Source organism: Bradyrhizobium sp. WSM1417 (assembly GCF_000515415.1).
In the GTDB taxonomy this organism is placed as follows: domain Bacteria; phylum Pseudomonadota; class Alphaproteobacteria; order Rhizobiales; family Xanthobacteraceae; genus Bradyrhizobium.
Genome location: NZ_KI911783.1, coordinates 1,600,550 through 1,617,176, shown reverse-complemented (window position 1 = coordinate 1,617,176; position 16,627 = coordinate 1,600,550). Strand labels below are relative to the sequence as shown.

Here is a 16,627-nt window from a genome sequence, read left to right as displayed (position 1 = left end):
CGCGACGGCGGGGAGAAGGATGATGCGCGATCGCTTCCCCCGCCTCAATATTCTCGGCGCGAGCCTCGTGCTTGCGTTGACCATCTCAACCACTTCCGCGCAAGCCGACGGCATGGTGCCTGGACAGCGAAACCTCGCCTGCGAACCGCCATCGTCAACCGACGACGGCTGGACGACTGCGTCGCCCGACAGCGTCGGCATGGACGGCGCGCAACTCTGCGGCATCGCTGCGCGACTCGGGCAACGCGCGACTTCGGTCCATTCGGTTGTCGTCGCGCGCCACGGCCAGCTCGTCTTCGAGCAATATTTCGCCGGCTACGACCAACCCTGGGGACAGCCGGAAGGCCAGGGCGAATTCACCGCGACGACGAAGCACGACATGCGCTCGGCATCGAAGAGCGTCGTTTCGCTGCTCGTCGGCATCGCCATCGATCGCAAGCTGATCGAAGGCGTCGATGAACCTGTGCTCAAATTCTTCCCCGACCATCAGGCGGTGAAGCAGGCAGGCTGGGAGGTCATCACGCTCCGCCATCTCCTGACGATGTCCTCGGGAATGAAATGGGACGAGGCGCGGGCCTGGACCGATCCGAACAACGACGAGCCGCATCTCGGCTTTGAGGTCGATCCGATCGGCTATGTGCTCGCAAGGCCGGTCGCGGCGCCGCCGGATGTGCTCTGGACCTATAATGGCGGCGGGACTGAACTGCTCGGCAACATCCTTGAACGCGTCTCGGGCAAGCCACTAGAGGCGTTTGCGCGCGAGGTGCTGTTCCAGCCGCTCGGAATCACCGATTCCAAGTGGAAGGCCTACCCGAAGAACGGCAAGATCGCTGCGGCCGCCGGCCTGCGCTTGCGTCCGCGAGATGCTGCCAAGCTCGGCCAGCTCGTGCTCGATCGCGGCCAGTGGAACGGCCAACAAATCGTCTCGGCCGATTGGATTGCACAATCGACCACGCCACGAATTCCAGGCGATCGGCTTTTTCGGCAGCACGCTGTTCTACGGCTATCAATGGTGGATGGGCCGCTCGCTGGCCGGCGGAAGGGAAATCAAATGGGTTGGCGCCTTCGGCTGGGGCGGACAACGCATTTTCATCGTGCCCGAGCTTGATCTCGTCATGATGACCACCGCTGCCCAATACGGCCAGCCGAAGGAAGGGCTGGCCGCGATCGACGTCCTCTCCAACATCGTCATTCCGTCCGTGCGTGACGCACGATGAGTGCAAGGAAGCGAGCATGAGCCTGAAATACGCGGTCGGCGATCTCACCATCCATCGGATCATCGAGCAGGAAACCTCGTTCGTGCCGGCACTGGAGATGTTGCCGGGGCTGACGCCGGAGCTGCTGGCCGAGAACCGCGCCTGGATGAGGGAGGCGAAAGCCCTGGATGACAGCGACACGTTGATGCTGTGCTTCCAGTCCTATGTGATCAAGACGCCGCACCACACCATTCTGGTCGACAGCTGCATCGGCAACGACAAGCCCCGGCCGCAGCGGCCGAAATGGAACATGAAGACTGACGACACCTATCTGCGCGGTCTCGCCGCCGCAGGTTTTTCGGTCGGCGACATCGAATTCGTGATGTGCACGCATCTGCATGTCGATCACGTCGGCTGGAACACGCGGCTGGAGAACGGCCGCTGGGTGCCGACTTTCCCGAAGGCGCGCTACGTCTTCGCCAAGCAGGAGTTCGATCACTGGACCGAGCAGAACGCGAAGGCGGAGGTGCCGCCCTTCGCCGACAGCGTGCTGCCGGTGGTCGAGGCCAAACGCCACGAGCTCGTCGGCAACGATCACCAGATCGGCGATCACGTCCGCATCCTGCCGACGCCGGGCCACACGCCGGGCCATATCGCCATCACGATGGGCCACGGCAAGGACGACGCCGTGTTCTCCGGCGATCTCATGCATTCGCCGATCCAGACGCTCTATCCGGAGCTGTCGGTCAAGTTCGACCTCGATCAGGCCAGGGCAGCAACGACGCGCCGCAGCTTCCTGGAACGCTATTGCGACACCGACACGCTGTGCTGCACCGCGCATTTCCCCTCGCCGTCGGTGGGGAAGATCCGGCGCAAGGGCAGCGGCTTCGTTTGCGCGGCGGTGTAGTGCATCGCCAATCAACACTCTCGGTTTTCGTCATGCCCGGGCTTGTCCCGGGCATCCACGTTCTTACAATCAGCCGCAACGAAGAATGTGGATGGCCGGGATTTGGAGAGACGGGCTTCGCGCTTTCGCCGACCATGACGAGGAAACACCTATGACAACGCTCCCCGACATCCCGCTCCCCGCCGGCATCCGCTCACGCTATGTCGACGATATCAACGGCCTGCGCATGCATGTGCTGGAGGCCGGCTTCGAGACCAAGGGGCGGCCGTGCATCCTGCTGCTGCACGGCTTTCCCGAGCTCGCTTTCTCCTGGCGCAAGGTGATGCCGGCGCTGAGCTCGGCCGGCTATCACGTGATCGCGCCGGACCAGCGCGGCTATGGCCGGACGACGGGATGGAGCGCGGAGTACGACGGCGACCTCGCGCCCTTTTCGCTCTTCAACCTGGTGCGGGATGCGCTCGGGCTGGTGTCGGCGTTCGGTTATAGGCAGGTCGATGTGGTCGGACACGATTTCGGCAGTCCGGTGGCGGCCTGGTGCGCGCTGATGCGGCCCGACGTGTTTCGTTCGGTGGCGATGATGAGCGCGCCGTTCGGCGGAGCGCCGCCGCTGCCGTTCAACACGGTCGACGCGCCGGCAAAGCCACCGGCCGAAGACCCCGTGCATCGCGAGCTCGCCGCCTTGCCGCGCCCACGCAAGCATTATCAATGGTACTATGCGACACGCCGGGCCAATGCCGATATGCACCGCGCGCCGCAAGGCGTGCATGATTTCCTGCGCGCCTACTATCATCACAAGAGCGCTGACTGGACCGACAACAAGCCATATCCGCTGAAGTCCTGGTCGGCGAATGAGCTTGCAAAGCTGCCGACCTATTATGTGATGGACCTGAACGAGACCATGGCCGAGACGGTCGCAAAGGAGATGCCCTCGCCGGCCGCGATCGCCGCCAATCAATGGCTGCCCGACCGCGAGATCGCCTATTACAGCGCCGAATATGGCCGAACCGGATTCCAGGGCGGCCTGCAATGGTATCGCTGCGGCACGTCGGGTGCATTCAACAGCCAGCTCGAATTGCTGGCCGGCCGCACCATCGACGTCCCCTCCTGCTTCATCTCGGGCAAGCAGGATTGGGGCACCTATCAGCGCCCCGGCGTGTTCGAGGCTATGCAAGCGCGGACCTGCACGCAGCTGCTCGGCTGCCACCTTGTCCACGGCGCCGGTCACTGGGTGCAGCAGGAGCAACCGGCCGAGGTGAGCCGCCTGCTGCTCGATTTCCTGGCGAAGAGCCGCGGCGTGATTTGACCCGGGAACTTCGGCGCCCTATATAGTTTAGAACTATTCTAAACTAATCAGACAGGGCCGCCGTGAAGAATTTTGCCGATCTCACCGAGCGCGAGGTGCTTGCTGTCGCGATCTCCTCCGAGGAGGAGGACAGCCGCATCTATATGAGCTTCGCCGAGGACTTGAAGGAGCGCTATCCGGACTCGGCCAAAATCTTCGAGCAGATGGCCGAGGAAGAGCGCGGCCATCGTCACATGCTGCTGGAAATGTACGAGCAGCGCTTCGGTCCGCATTTGCCCCCGATCCGCCGCGAGGACGTCAAAGGCTTCCTGCGCCGTCGTCCGGTCTGGCTCACCAAAAACCTGCCGCTCGACACCGTCCGCAGGGAAGTCGAGACCATGGAATTGCAGGCCGAGCGCTTTTACGTGAAGGCCGCCGAACAGGCGCAGGATGTCGGCGTGCGCCGCCTGCTCGGCGATCTGGCCGAGGCCGAGAAAGGCCACGAAGAGGTGGCGGCGAAGCTGACGGACCAGATCCTGAGCTCAGACGTGCGCGCCGAGGAAGACCGCACCAACCGGCGCATGTTCGTGTTGCAATATGTGCAACCAGGTCTCGCCGGCCTGATGGACGGCTCCGTCTCGACGCTGGCGCCGCTGTTTGCGGCTGCCTTCGCCACGCATCAGAACTGGCAAACGTTTCTGGTCGGCCTCGCCGCCTCGATCGGTGCCGGCATCAGCATGGGTTTTGCGGAGGCGCTGTCGGACGACGGCTCCCTGACCGGGCGTGGTTCGCCCTGGCTGCGAGGTCTCACCTGCGGCTTGATGACGACGCTCGGCGGGCTTGGGCACACCCTGCCCTATCTCGTGCCCGATACCTGGGCCAACGCATTCTGGATCGCGACCGGAATTGCCGGAATCGTCGTGTTCTTCGAATTGTGGGCGATTGCCTTCATCCGCGCGCGCTACATGGACACGCCGTTCCTCCAGGCCGTGTTCCAGATCGTGCTCGGCGGCGCGATCGTGCTGGCGGTGGGGATACTGATCGGAGCGGCGTAGGACGTTGTCATGCCCCGGCTTGACCGGGGCATCCAGTATGCCGCGACCTCCGTGTCCGATCGGCGCCGGTGGAATACTGGATCGCCCGGTCAAGCCGGGCGATGACTGCGAGTGGTTGCGGCTCACCGCGTTCCGTCTTGCTCACATGTCAATCGCGGTCAAACGGCGGTTGCGATGCTGGGCCAAACTGCGCATCATTGTTTGACGACTTGAACAGGAGATGCGCCGTGGCAAAATCCGAATGGAGTTTCAAGAGCGCGGTCGAGCTATCGGCGGCACTGACGGCCAAGAAGGTTTCCGCGGTCGAGCTCACGCAGGATGCGATCGCCCGCATCGAGCGACACGACGAAAAGATCAACGCGATCTGCGTCCGGGATTTCGACCGTGCGCTGGACGCCGCACGTGAGGCGGACGCCGCATTGGCCCGCGGCGAGCGCAAGCCGCTGCTCGGCCTGCCGATGACGATCAAGGAATCCTTCAACATCGCCGGCCTGCCCACGACCTGGGGATTCGTGCCGCAGAAGGATTTCAAGCCCGCCGAAGACGCCCTGGCGGTCGCGCGTATCAGGCAGGCCGGCGGGGTCATCCTCGGCAAGACCAATGTGCCGGTGGGACTGGGCGACTGGCAGAGCTACAACGACATCTATGGCACCACGAACAACCCCTATGATCTCGGCCGCACACCGGGTGGATCCTCCGGAGGATCGTCGGCAGCCCTCGCCGCGGGCTATTGCGCGCTCGCGACCGGCTCCGACATCGGAGGCTCGCTGCGTGTGCCGGCCTTTCATTGCGGCATCTTCGCCCACAAGCCGACCATCAATCTCTGCCCGGCGCGCGGCGAGACCCCGCCGCCGTTTCCAGCAATTCCGCGCGAGGGCGACCTCGCCGTCATCGGTCCGATGGCACGAACGGCAGCAGACCTGTCCTTGCTGCTCGACGTCATGGCCGGACCGGATCCGCTGGATGCCGGTGTCGCCTACAATCTCGACTTGCCCGTTGCACGACATCAATCGTTGCGGGACTTTCGTGTCCTGATGATCGACAGCCACCCGCTGCTGCCAACCGACCGGGACGTCCGTGGCGCGATCGATAGGCTCGCCACCGACCTGTCGAAGGTCGGCGTGACGATCGCCCGCGAGAGCGTCCAGTTCGTGGACTTCGCGGAGACGTCGCGGCTCTACATGCGCATGCTGCTGAGCTTTCTCGGCGCATTCTTCCCGCCGGAGGAGTTTGCGGATTCACAGACCCGGGCGAGCCAGCTTGCGCCCGAGGATCGCAGCCTCAGTGCGGAGCGGCTGCGCGGCATCACCGCAAGCCACCGAGCCTGGGTACTCGACGCTGGCGCCCGCGCCGGCCTGCGCGCGCAATGGCGCTCGCTGTTCAAGAGCTTCGACGCGGTGATCTGCCCGATCCTGCCGACGCCGGCCTTTCCGCATGACCATTCGCCGCAGCAGAACCTGCGACTCATTAACATCGACGGCAAGGACTATCCGTATTCCGATCAGCTCGCCTGGCCCGGTCTTGCGACGCTTCCCGGCCTGCCGGCAACGGCTGTTCCGCTCGGTCTATCGAAGGACGGACTGCCGGTCGGCGTGCAAATCATCGGGCCCTTTCTCGAGGACCGCACGCCGCTGAAGCTCGCCGAGCTGATCGAACGCGAGTTCGGCGGGTTCGTGGCGCCGCCCTTGTTCAATGACTGAGAGAAATCTCATGAGCAACGACCTCGAACAGCTCACCGCGCTCAACCGCGACTATGTCGCCTCGGTGCAGAATTGCGACGTCAAGCGCTTCGACGAGATTTTAGCGCCGGAGTTCTACTGCTCGAATCCCGACAAGACGCTGGTCGATCGCGAGGCCTTCCTGAAGCAGACGGCGCGTCCGATAGCGATGCGGAATCTGAGGGAGCACGAGGTCATCATCCGCATCATGGGCGATTTCGCCATCATCCACGCAACGACGAGCTACACCAATGCGGACGGCCAGCAGGCCACCGGGCGCTATACCGATTGCTGGGCGAAGACGAACGGGACATGGCTGGCAGTGTCGGCGCACGTGTCGCGGTAAAGAGCGCGTCACACCACACATTCTCCGGCACAGCCAGATATTCGGGAGGCCGCGAGGTCAGCGCTCCAGATTCTTCAGCAGCAATTTCAGCGCTGTCGCCGCAAAGGTTTGCATGTTAGCGAGGCGGTCGTTGCTGCCCGTCTCCAGCGTCATCGCCTCGACTGCGGGCCCGGCGACCGCCATGCAGCTGTGGCCCGCCGCATCGCCGTAGCGATTGCCGGTGGGACCGGACGCGCCGGTCTCGGACAGGCCCCAGTTGCAGTTGAAGCGGCTGCGCATCCGCTCGGCCAGCAGCTGCGCGTAGGGCTCCGACGAGGAACGAAAGCCCTTCATTCCTTCGTCCGAAATATCCATCAGCACACGCCGGGCATCGCGGGTGTAGACAACGGCCCCGCCGAGGAAATAGGCGGACGCGCCGGGGACCGCGAGCAGGCTGGCCGAGATCAGTCCGCCGGTCGAGGATTCCGCCACGGCAATGGTCTGTTTGCGCGCGATCAGTTTTGCGGCGACCTGTTCCGCAATGCTAACGAGCTCTTTCATTCCCTGACCCCTTATGCCTTCGCAACCGAGCTCGGCCTTTCTAGCATATGACAGCGCCGTTGGCCGAGTTGCAGCCAACGGGCAGGCCTGCTTGAATGGCGGCCAAAGGCGGAGCGGCCAAGCGCCGCCCGCGAGACGACGCGACGAGGAAACGTGAAGGACACGTCATGGCGTCCCTGATCGCCGGCGGGGTGGATTGCGATGTGCATCCGGCCGTGCCGCATCTGACCAGCCTGCTGCCCTACCTGAACGACTATTGGCGCGATCAGGTGACGACACGCGGCATGGTCGATCTCATCTCGCAATCCTACCCGCAAAACTCGCCGATCACGGCGCGGCCCGACTGGCGCCCCGAAAGCGGCAAGCCGGGCGAGAGCCTGGCGGACATGCAGCGCCACGTGCTCGATCCCTTTCAGCTCTCGCATGCCATCTGCAATCCGCTCTATGGCGTGCAGATGGTGTTTTCCGAGGATCTGCAGGCCGCCTTCTGTCGCGCGCTGAACGACTGGCTCGCGAAAGAATGGCTCGATCGCGATCCGCGGCTGCGCGGCTCCATTGTGATCCCAACCCAAAGCGTCGAGAAGGCGGTCGCCGAGATCGAGCGCTGTGCGCAAGACCGCCGCTTCGTGCAGGTGCTGATGCTGGTGATGGGCGACACGCCGCTCGGCAAGCGCGCGCTCTGGCCGATCTACGAGGCGGCAGAACGGCTGGAACTCCCGATCGGCATTCATGCCGGTTCCGCCTATCACAATCCGCCGACCGCCGTCGGCTGGGGGTCCTACCACATCGAGGATTATGCCGGTCAGGCCCAGGCGTTCCAGACCCAGCTCACCAGCCTGATCGTCGAGGGCGTGTTCGCCAAATATCCGCGGCTGAAAATGGTGATGCTGGAATCCGGGGTGTCCTGGATCTCCCCCTTTCTGTGGCGCCTGCACAAGTTCTGGCGCGGGGTGCGGATGGAGACGCCGTGGGTCGATCGCGCGCCGCTGGACATTGTGCGCAGCAACATCCGCTTCTCGTTGCAGCCATTCGACGCGCCGCCGGATGAGGCGACATTAATTCGCCTGTTTGATCATATGCAGTCGGACGAATTGGTCGTATTCTCCACCGACTATCCGCACTGGCAGTTCGACGGCCAGGAGGCGCTGCCCGCAGGTCTCACCCCCGATCTCGTGCGCAAGATCATGATCGATAATCCGCATGCGACCTATCCCCGCCTGACCTAGCCGCTGCCAAAGGAGGCAAGGCGATGAATATTCAATTCCGCGAAAGCTCCGAAGCCGCTTCCCCACTGGCCGTCAAAGCCGCGATCGCGGACTGCGACATCCATCCGGCACGCGCGACCCGCGCCGAGCTCTATCCCTATCTGGCCAAACGCTGGCAGCATCATCTCGAAGTCTACGGCGTCCATGCCTATCAGGGCATGATGGAAGGTCCGCCCTATCCGAAGGCCCAGCCCAACGCCTCGCGCCGCGACGCCTATCCGCCGGAAGGCGGGCCGCAGGGCTCATCGCTGTCCTTCATGCAGAAGCAGCTGCTCGACCCCAACAACGTGCAGCTCGGCGTGCTCAATCCGCTTAACACCGGGCAGGGCATCCGCAATCACGAGCTCTCGGCCGCTTTGTGCTCGGCGATCAACGATTGGCAGATCGACAAATGGACCAGCAAGGACAAGCGGCTGAAGGCCTCCATCGTCGTCGGCAATGAGGACGGGCTGTCGGCCGCAGCCGAAATCCGCGAGCGCGCCGGCGACAAGAATTTCGTGCAGGTGCTGCTGCTCAGCCGCAATGTTGAGCCGCTCGGCCAGCGTCGCTACTGGCCGATCTATCAGGCCGCGGAAGAGGCCGGCCTTCCCGTCGGCGTCCACGCGTTCGGCTTCGGCGGCAACCCGATCACGCCGTCGGGCTGGCCTTCCTATTACATCGAGGAAATGGTCGGCCACTCGCAGTGTCAGCAATCGGCGCTCGCAAGCCTCGTGCTGGAGGGTGTGTTCGAGCGCTTCCCGAAATTGAAGATGGTGATGATCGAGGCCGGCTTCGGCTGGGCGCCGTCGCTGGCGTGGCGGCTCGACAAGGTCTGGCAGCGCCTGCGCAGCGAGGTGCCGCATGTGAAGCGGCCGCCGTCGGAATATATCCGCGAGCAGGTGTGGTGGACGACGCAGCCGATGGAGGATCCGGAGCGCCGCGAGGATCTGTTCGACGTCATCAAGTGGATCGGCTGGGATCGGCTGCTGTTCGCCACCGACTATCCGCACTGGGACTACGACGAGCCGTCGCGCGTGCTGCCCGCAGGCGTCAACGACGATGATCGCGAGGCCTTCTATCTCGGCAATGCGAAGAAGCTGTACGGGATCGCTTGATGGCGCGGCATGTGATTGCCGCGGTCGATGAGTTTCCGCCCGGCACGCGAAAATTTCTGGAGATCGACGGACGGCCGATCGCGATCTTCAACATCAAGGGTGAATATTTCGGCCTGATGAACCGCTGCCCGCATCAGGGCGCAGCGCTGTGCGAGGGACCTTTGATCGGACTCGCGCAATCGAAGGATCCGGGCGAGATCGAATACACCAAGCTCGGCGAGATCATTCGCTGCCCCTGGCACGGCTGGGAGTTCGACATCCGCACCGGCCAGTCCTATTGCGACCCCCGCCGCTTCCGCGTCAAGGCCTACCCGGCCCATGTCGAGCCGGGTGCGAGCGTGGTGAAGGGGCCGTACGTTGCTGAGACGATTGCGGTGAAAGTCGAGAGCGATTACGTCGTGGTGGAGTTGTAGCGAGTAGCAGGTGGCGCGGACTGCGCCGGCACGATCTCAAGCTTTATTCTGCGTTGCAGCGATCATCCAGTCGCGGAATGCCGCGAGCTTCGGCGCCTCGCGGCGACCCTCCGGCGCGACCAGATAGAAGCCGGCATCGGCCGGCAGCGCGATCTTGAAGGGAACGACGAGCCGGCCCTTGGCGATGTCGTCCTGGACGTAGGAGGTCCGCCCCATCGCGACGCCGATGCCGTCGATCGCGGCCTGGATGGTCATGAAGATCATGTCGAAGGTGATGCCGGGCTGCCTGGCGATGTCGGCCGGCTGACCCGCCGCCGTCAACCACAGCCGCCAGTCGTCGCTGTTGGCATTGGAGGTGTGCAGCAGCATGTGGCTCTTGAGGTCCTCGGGACAGCGCAGCGGCTTGTCACCGCGCAGCAGAGACGGGCTGCACACCGGAAACAGCTCGTCCGCCATCAGCCAGTCGGCGCGCAAACCCGCCCACTGGCCGCGCCCGTAACGGATCGCGGCATCGACATTGTCGCGCTGGAAGTCCACGAGGCTGGTCGAGGTGGTGATGCGGACGTCGATGCCGGGATGGTGCTCCTGGAAATCGGTCAGCCGCGGCAGCAGCCATTTTGCGGCCAGCGAGGCCAGCGTCGAGACGGTCAGCACCTTGTCGTCGTCCTTGCGCAGTAGCCGGTCGGTGGCAAGGCGAAGGTCGTTGAAGGCGGCGCGGACGCCCGGCAGATAGTCGCGCGCCTCCGGCGTCAGCGTCAGCGCGCGGTTCTGCCGGACGAACAGGCGGATGCCGAGCTCCTCCTCGAGCCTGCGGATCTGATGGCTGATCGCGGTCTGGGTCACATTCAGCTCGGACGCCGCCAGCGTGAAGCTGAGATGGCGCGCGGCGGCCTCAAAGGCCCGCAATCCGTTCAGGGAGGGCAATCTGGCAGTCATATGGCAGCAGGATACATGACGTTATTTCATGCGAAAGAGTACAAATTGTCGTTTGTCGCAATGCACCCGCAAGCAGATATTAGGGGTCAACTTAGCTCCAGGAGCTGACAATGTCTACTTTGACCCAGAATTCGATGACAAATCATCATGCGCCAGGGCTGATCCATCAGATCGGCGAGACCCTTCACGTCTGGCACGAGCGCTACCGGACCCGGCGGGAGCTCACCCACTGGTCCGCGCGCGACCTTCAGGACGTCGGGCTGTCCTGGAGCGATGTGGCCTACGAGGCCGACAAACCCTTCTGGCGGGCCTGATTGGCCGCCAGGCCGGCGCCGCCTGACTGTGGGGGCGCCGGCGGTCCCTTTTCCCTTTGGTCCCCTTGGGGGCGCGTGTCATGAGCACCCTTCGCCTGGAAGATCTGAAGCAATATTCGGACACGCTGCGCACGCGACACGGCGAGGCGCTGCGCGTTCGCTTCGTCGAGCCGCGCGACACCGAGGAGCTCCAGCATTATTTTCGCTCGCTCTCGACGCGGTCCCGCTACAACCGCTTCTTCGGCGCGATCAGCGAACTGCCGCAGGGCCTGCTGCACGAATTCCTTCAAATCGGCGAGCGCGAACGTTTCACCGTGGTCGCGACCATGATGGTCGACGGCTTCGAGACCATCGTCGCCGAAGCGCGCTATGCGCTGCATGCCGAAACCGCGACGCTTGAATTCGGCCTGTCGGTTGCCGACCGCTGGCAGGGCCACGGCATCGCCACCGTGCTGATGAAGAATCTTGAATGCCGCGCGGCCGCGCTTGGCGCCGACCACATGTTCGGCGACACGCTGCGCTCCAACGCCGCCATGATCTCGCTCGCACGCAAATCGGACTTCGCCTTCGTCAACCATCCTGACGACTGGAAGCTGGTGCGCTTCGACAAGGAGATCTCCGTCGCACCGAAAGACATTCCTTGCGCGAGCTGGCGTCTCGTCGCGCTTTCCCGTCAGGCCGATAGCCCCTCAGCCTCGGCCTGACACCACTCGTGCCCGGCTTGGTGAAAACCAGAGCCGGGCATTTTTTTCGCCGCTACTTCCCCGTGAATACAGCCTTGCGCTTCTCGATGAACGCCTGCACCGCTTCCTTGTGATCGGCGGTCGTGGTCAGGCGGACCAGACGCTCGGCTTCATGGTCGCGCGCGGTCTCGAAGTCGAACAGCAGGGCCTCGTCGAGATTGTCCTTCATGTAGCGCAGCGCGAGGCGCGGACCTCCAGCGAGGGATTTTGCCAGTGCAAAGGCCTCCGCCTGCAATTTGTCGTCGGGTACCACGCGGTTGACGAGGCCGATGGCCTCGCACCTGGCGGCATCGACCCGATCGCCGGTGAACAGCAGCTCGCGCGCCCGCGCAGTGCCGACGAGGCGCGTCAACAGCCACGCGATGCCATAATCGCCGCTGAGCGCAATGCGCGCATAGCCGGTGGCCACGAAGGCCGACTGTGCGGCAATGCGGATGTCGCAGGCCATGGCGATGGCGAGCCCCGCGCCGACCGCCGGCCCCGGCAGCGCCGCGATCGTCGGCTTGCGCACCGACACCAGCGCGCCGGTGAGCAGGCGCTGCCGCTCCTGGAGATCGGCGACCTTGTCGTCAAAGGACATTTCCAGCTTCTTCGGGTCGCGATGCGCACCCATGCCCTTGACGTTGCCGCCCGCGCAGAACGCTTCGCCCGCGCCGGTGATCAGCAGCGCTCCGACATCGGGGTTCTCGCCGCAGGAGCGGATCATCGTGCGCAGCGCCGGAGTCAGCGCGTCCGACAGCGAGTTGCGCGCCTCGGGCCGGTTCAGCGTGATGACGGCGACGCGATCGCGGATCACGCAGAGGAGTTCATTGGTGCCGGTATCGATGGTGGTTTCCGTGGTCATGCCGCTCCCTCTCTTTCGTCATTGCGAGGAGCGAAGCGACGAAGCAATCCAGCCTTTTTCAGTGGAGGCATTCTGGATTGCTTCGCTTCGCTCGCAATGACGGTCGTTGTGAATTTATCGCCTTCAAAACTTCTCCACCCAGGGCCGCAGCTCCAGCTCCCAGCTCCAGGCGCTGCGCGGCTGCTGCAACACATTCCAGTAGCTCGCTGCGATGGCATCGGGATCGAGCATCGAATCCGGCCTCTCCGGCGCTTCCGCGCGCGCTGCGCTCCTGATGCCGCCATCGATCACGAAATGCGCGACATGGATGCCTTGCGGCGACAATTCGCGCGCCATGCTCTGCGCCAGCCCGCGCAGTGCGAACTTGCCCATCGCGAACGGTGCGGACTGCGCATAGCCCTTGACGCTGGCCGAGGCGCCGGTGAACAGGATCGCACCGTGCTGGTTCGGCAGCATGCGCCTGGCCGCCTGCTGCGCCACCAGGAAGCCGCCATAGGCACTGACCGCAATGGCGTTCGCCACGTCGGCCGGAACGAGATCGACGAACGGCCCGCGCGCGCGGCCGCTGGCGTTGTAGACGACCAAATCGGGCGTACCGATCTCGCGTTCGACCAGGCCGAACAGGCGCTCGACCTCATCAGGATCGGTGGCGTTGCAGGCATAGGCCTTGGCGCCGGTCTCGCTGCAGAGCGCGCCGAGCTTCTCGATTTTTCGCGCGGCCAGTGCGACGCGGATGCCCTGGGCGGACAACAGCCGCGCCAGCGAGGCGCTCAGGCCTTCGCCGGCGCCGACGATGAGGGCGATCTTGTATTTGGGGTGTTCCATGACGTGATCTCTCGAAGACGGGAAGCCGCTGATCTATGCACGGTCCGCACGGACAATCACCCGGGACGATCACAATTCCGCAGAGCGAATTGCTCCCACGCGGCGATCATGCCTCCCTGACAATTTGCGGCTTTATCCGCTTTCGCGACTGGAGCATGATCGACATCATCTCAAGCGGCAAGCGCCAAATCAGCGTAAAATGACCGCAAGGTGGAAACGAAGAGGACGATCATGCGACAGCCGGCCCCCGCGCAGCCAAAACAGGTCGCGGCCGCACCATCCGGACTGCTGGCTCCCGATACCACCGGCATGAATTTCTACCGCGCCGATCAGGCACTCACCGATCTCCTGCGCATTCATCTGCCGGACACGCTATTCCGTCACATCGAGCCGCATCTCGATCGCCTGGGTGAACTCGCCGGCGGACATCTCGACGATTGCGCGCGGCTCGCCGACCGGCACGCACCGGTGCTGCACCAGCGCGACAAATTCGGCCGCGACGTGCAGTGGATCGAATACCACCCGGCCTATCGCGAGCTGGAGAAGGCAGCCTTCGGCGAGTTCGGCATCCACGCGCTCTCGATCCGCAAGGGCATCATGCGCTGGCCGGACAAATATCCCGTCGTCGCCAAGCACGCCTTTACCTTCCTGTTCAACCAGACCGAATTCGGCATGGGCTGCCCGATCAACGTCACCGACGGCTGCGCCAAGCTGCTCGCGAGTTTCGGCAGCGAGCCGCTGAAGGCGAAATATCTCGACGGCCTGACCCAGACCGACATGAGCAAGCTGACTCAAGGCGGCCAGTTCATGACCGAGAAGGAAGGCGGCTCCGATGTCGGCACGCTGACCACGACGGCGGTGCAGGAAGGCGACCATTGGCGCCTCACCGGCGAAAAATGGTTCTGCTCGAACGCCGACGCAAAGATCGTGATGCTGCTGGCGCGCCCCGAAGGCGCCGGCCCCGGCACGCGCGGAGTCGGCCTGTTCCTGATGCCGCGCTTTCTCGACGATGGCTCGCAGAACCACTACCGGATCGTGCGTCTGAAGGACAAGCTCGGCACGCGCTCGATGGCCTCTGGTGAAATCAAGCTCGAAGGCGCGATCGCCTACGCGGTCGGCAAGCTCGACCGCGGTTTCGTGCAGATGGCCGAGATGGTGAACTCGTCGCGGCTTTCAAACGGCGTCAAATCCACCGCGCTGATGCGCCGCGCCTACCATGACGCGATGACGGTCGCCAAGAACCGCGTGGTGTTCGGTAACCGCATCATCGACCTGCCGCTGGGCCGGCGCCAGATGCTGAAGATCATGCTGCCGGTCGAACAGGCGTTGTCGATGAGCTTTCTCACTGCGGACGCGCTCGACCGTGCCGAGGCCGGCAGCCAGGATGCAGCCGCACTGCTGCGCATCCTGACGCCCACCTTGAAATTCCGCGCGACCCGCGATGCGCGAAAGGTCTGTGGCGACGCGCTCGAGATGCGCGGCGGCATCGGCTTTATCGAGGAATTCGCGACCGCCCGCCTGCTCCGCGACGCGCATCTCGGCTCGGTCTGGGAAGGCACCGGCAACATCGTCGCGATCGATGCGCTCCGGCGCGCGGTCGGCCGGCACGGCGCCGAATCCGCGCTCGCCGCCGATCTGCACGCCCGCCTCGATGACAGCCCCTCGGTGCCGCAGGCCTGGCGCGACCGGCTACACACCCTCACCGATCGCGCGGTCGGTTTTGCGCGCGAGGTCGCGGCCAAATCCGAAAACGAAGCCGATGCGCGCCGCGCCACCAGCCTGCTCTATCATGTCGCCAGTGCCGTGGCGCTCGCCTGGGAGGCACATCGTATTCACGACATGCGCGGCGATGCGCGAAGGCTGTTGTTGTCGCGGCTGGTGATCGATCACCGGGTGTTGCCGAGCGATCCGTTCCGGCTGACGGAAAATGCCGTGCAGCAGAAGATCGCCGCACTGCTGCTGGGCGATCGCGCAGGCAGCATCAGCGAGGTTGGCGAACTGGTCCTGGCGGCGTAGGCTGCACCCGCGTTCAAAGCAAAAAAGCGACAGGGAGTGCTCGATGAAGGCCGCCGTCCTCCATGAAGTCAACAAGCCTCTGGTCATCGAGGATGTCAGCCTGCCGAAGCCCGGCCCGCGCGAGGTTCTGATCCGGACCTCGGTCGCAGGTCTCTGCCACTCCGATTTGCACTTCATGGAAGGCCTTTATCCGCATCCGCTGCCCGCGGTGCTCGGGCATGAATCCGCCGGCGTCGTCGAGCAGGTCGGCTCCGACGTGACTTACGTGAAACCCGGCGATCATGTCGTCACTTGCCTGTCCGTGTTCTGCGGCACCTGCGACAATTGCACGACGGGCCGCACGGTGCTCTGCACCGACACCACGGTGAAATTGCTGCCGGGGGTGTCCAATCGGATGCAATGGGCTCGCTCCGAGAAGCTGCATCAGTTCCTCAATTTGTCGTCCTTCGCCGAGCAGATGCTGGTGCACGAGAACGCGATCGTCAAAATCCGCAAGGAGATGCCGCTCGATCTTGCGGCGCTGATCGGCTGCGGCGTCATTACCGGTTACGGCGCGGTCGTGAACACGGCGAAGGTGACGGCCGGCGAGACGGTGGCCGTGATCGGGTGCGGCGGTGTCGGCATGGCCGCGATCAACGGGGCGCAGATCGCGGGCGCCGGCCGCATCATCGCCATCGACACCAATCCGGCAAAACTCCAGCTCGCGACCAAGCTTGGCGCCACCGACATCATCAACCCCGCAGACGGCGACGTTGTGAAACAGGTGCGCGATCTCACCAATGGCGGCGTGCATCATTCCTTCGAGGTGCTCGGCCGCAAGGAGACCGCCGAGCAGGCCTTCGGCATGCTCGCTTCGGGCGGCACGGCCACCATCGTCGGCATGATTCCGTTCGGCCAGAAGATCGAGCTGCATGGCTTCGACTTCCTGCGCGAGCGCAGGATCCAGGGCTCATCGATGGGCTCGAACCACTTTCGCGTCGACATGCCGCGGCTGGTGGATTTCTACCTGCGCGGCCGGCTGCACCTGGAAGACTGGATCTCGGCCAAGCTGAAGCTCTCCGAGATCAACGAAGGTTTTGCCAACATGAAAGCCGGCAAGACGCTGCGCAGCGTGATCATGTTCGACAGCTGAT

General features: G+C 64.2%; 17 protein-coding genes. 13 read left to right on the top strand and 4 right to left on the bottom strand.

Annotation, left to right across the window (positions count from 1 at the left end; all coding sequences use genetic code 11):
* Window positions 1-22: 22 nt before the first annotated feature.
* The 6 genes from BRA1417_RS39575 (at window position 23) to BRA1417_RS0107740 (ending at window position 6,504) form a co-directional block, all read left to right on the top strand.
* Window positions 23-1,108 (top strand): serine hydrolase, encoded by a 1,086-nt coding sequence (locus BRA1417_RS39575; protein ID WP_245286149.1) that lies wholly within the window; start codon window positions 23-25, stop codon window positions 1,106-1,108.
* Between the two features lie 125 nt (window positions 1,109-1,233).
* Window positions 1,234-2,103 carry an MBL fold metallo-hydrolase gene (locus BRA1417_RS0107760; protein WP_027515354.1) on the top strand — a complete coding sequence of 290 codons (870 nt, stop codon included), beginning with the start codon at window positions 1,234-1,236 and terminating at the stop codon, window positions 2,101-2,103.
* A gap of 151 nt (window positions 2,104-2,254) precedes the next feature.
* Window positions 2,255-3,406, top strand: coding sequence for an alpha/beta fold hydrolase (locus BRA1417_RS0107755; RefSeq protein ID WP_027515353.1), 1,152 nt, complete (start codon window positions 2,255-2,257; stop codon window positions 3,404-3,406).
* 62 nt (window positions 3,407-3,468) lie between these two features.
* The gene (mbfA, locus tag BRA1417_RS0107750; protein WP_027515352.1) at window positions 3,469-4,440 is read left to right on the top strand and encodes an iron exporter MbfA; all 972 of its coding nucleotides are present in this window, start codon (window positions 3,469-3,471) and stop codon (window positions 4,438-4,440) included.
* 227 nt (window positions 4,441-4,667) lie between these two features.
* Window positions 4,668-6,140 carry an amidase gene (locus BRA1417_RS0107745; protein ID WP_027515351.1) on the top strand — a complete coding sequence of 491 codons (1,473 nt, stop codon included), beginning with the start codon at window positions 4,668-4,670 and terminating at the stop codon, window positions 6,138-6,140.
* A 10-nt stretch (window positions 6,141-6,150) separates the two neighbouring features.
* A complete protein-coding gene (locus tag BRA1417_RS0107740; RefSeq protein ID WP_027515350.1) occupies window positions 6,151-6,504 on the top strand; it encodes a nuclear transport factor 2 family protein in 354 nt (117 codons plus the stop codon).
* A 57-nt stretch (window positions 6,505-6,561) separates the two neighbouring features.
* On the opposite strand, the gene BRA1417_RS0107735 is transcribed toward BRA1417_RS0107740, so the two are convergent.
* A complete protein-coding gene (locus tag BRA1417_RS0107735) occupies window positions 6,562-7,044 on the bottom strand; it encodes a CinA family protein (protein ID WP_027515349.1) in 483 nt (160 codons plus the stop codon).
* A gap of 167 nt (window positions 7,045-7,211) precedes the next feature.
* Here BRA1417_RS0107735 and BRA1417_RS0107730 point away from each other — a divergent pair, with 167 nt between their 5' ends.
* From BRA1417_RS0107730 to BRA1417_RS0107720, 3 genes are read left to right on the top strand one after another with little or no spacing between them, the layout of a single operon-like run.
* Window positions 7,212-8,270, top strand: coding sequence for an amidohydrolase family protein (locus tag BRA1417_RS0107730; protein WP_027515348.1), 1,059 nt, complete (start codon window positions 7,212-7,214; stop codon window positions 8,268-8,270).
* Between the two features lie 23 nt (window positions 8,271-8,293).
* Window positions 8,294-9,403, top strand: coding sequence for an amidohydrolase family protein (locus tag BRA1417_RS0107725; protein ID WP_027515347.1), 1,110 nt, complete (start codon window positions 8,294-8,296; stop codon window positions 9,401-9,403).
* The gene (locus BRA1417_RS0107720) at window positions 9,403-9,816 is read left to right on the top strand and encodes a Rieske (2Fe-2S) protein (RefSeq protein ID WP_027515346.1); all 414 of its coding nucleotides are present in this window, start codon (window positions 9,403-9,405) and stop codon (window positions 9,814-9,816) included. The genes BRA1417_RS0107725 and BRA1417_RS0107720 overlap by 1 nt, the downstream gene beginning before the upstream one ends.
* 36 nt (window positions 9,817-9,852) lie before the next feature.
* Here the strand turns inward: BRA1417_RS0107720 and BRA1417_RS0107715 are convergent, their stop codons facing one another.
* Window positions 9,853-10,752, bottom strand: coding sequence for a transcriptional regulator GcvA (locus BRA1417_RS0107715; protein WP_027515345.1), 900 nt, complete (start codon window positions 10,750-10,752; stop codon window positions 9,853-9,855).
* Window positions 10,753-10,862: 110 nt separating this feature from the next.
* Between BRA1417_RS0107715 and BRA1417_RS0107710 the strand changes: the two genes are divergently transcribed.
* Both BRA1417_RS0107710 and BRA1417_RS0107705 read left to right on the top strand, forming a co-directional pair.
* The gene (locus BRA1417_RS0107710; protein WP_027515344.1) at window positions 10,863-11,066 is read left to right on the top strand and encodes a DUF1127 domain-containing protein; all 204 of its coding nucleotides are present in this window, start codon (window positions 10,863-10,865) and stop codon (window positions 11,064-11,066) included.
* Between the two features lie 80 nt (window positions 11,067-11,146).
* Window positions 11,147-11,770, top strand: coding sequence for a GNAT family N-acetyltransferase (locus tag BRA1417_RS0107705; protein WP_027515343.1), 624 nt, complete (start codon window positions 11,147-11,149; stop codon window positions 11,768-11,770).
* Window positions 11,771-11,822: 52 nt separating this feature from the next.
* Here the strand turns inward: BRA1417_RS0107705 and BRA1417_RS0107700 are convergent, their stop codons facing one another.
* Together BRA1417_RS0107700 and BRA1417_RS0107695 are read right to left on the bottom strand one after the other, a co-directional pair.
* A complete protein-coding gene (locus BRA1417_RS0107700) occupies window positions 11,823-12,653 on the bottom strand; it encodes an enoyl-CoA hydratase (protein ID WP_027515342.1) in 831 nt (276 codons plus the stop codon).
* A 123-nt stretch (window positions 12,654-12,776) separates the two neighbouring features.
* Window positions 12,777-13,478: an SDR family NAD(P)-dependent oxidoreductase gene (locus tag BRA1417_RS0107695; RefSeq protein WP_027515341.1), complete on the bottom strand. Its 702-nt coding sequence runs from the start codon at window positions 13,476-13,478 to the stop codon at window positions 12,777-12,779.
* 231 nt (window positions 13,479-13,709) lie between these two features.
* Here BRA1417_RS0107695 and BRA1417_RS0107690 point away from each other — a divergent pair, with 231 nt between their 5' ends.
* Complete coding sequence (locus BRA1417_RS0107690; protein ID WP_027515340.1) at window positions 13,710-15,494, top strand: acyl-CoA dehydrogenase family protein; 1,785 nt, start codon at window positions 13,710-13,712, stop codon at window positions 15,492-15,494.
* Window positions 15,495-15,537: 43 nt separating this feature from the next.
* Window positions 15,538-16,626 carry a Zn-dependent alcohol dehydrogenase gene (locus BRA1417_RS0107685; protein WP_027515339.1) on the top strand — a complete coding sequence of 363 codons (1,089 nt, stop codon included), beginning with the start codon at window positions 15,538-15,540 and terminating at the stop codon, window positions 16,624-16,626.
* Window position 16,627 lies beyond the last annotated feature (1 nt).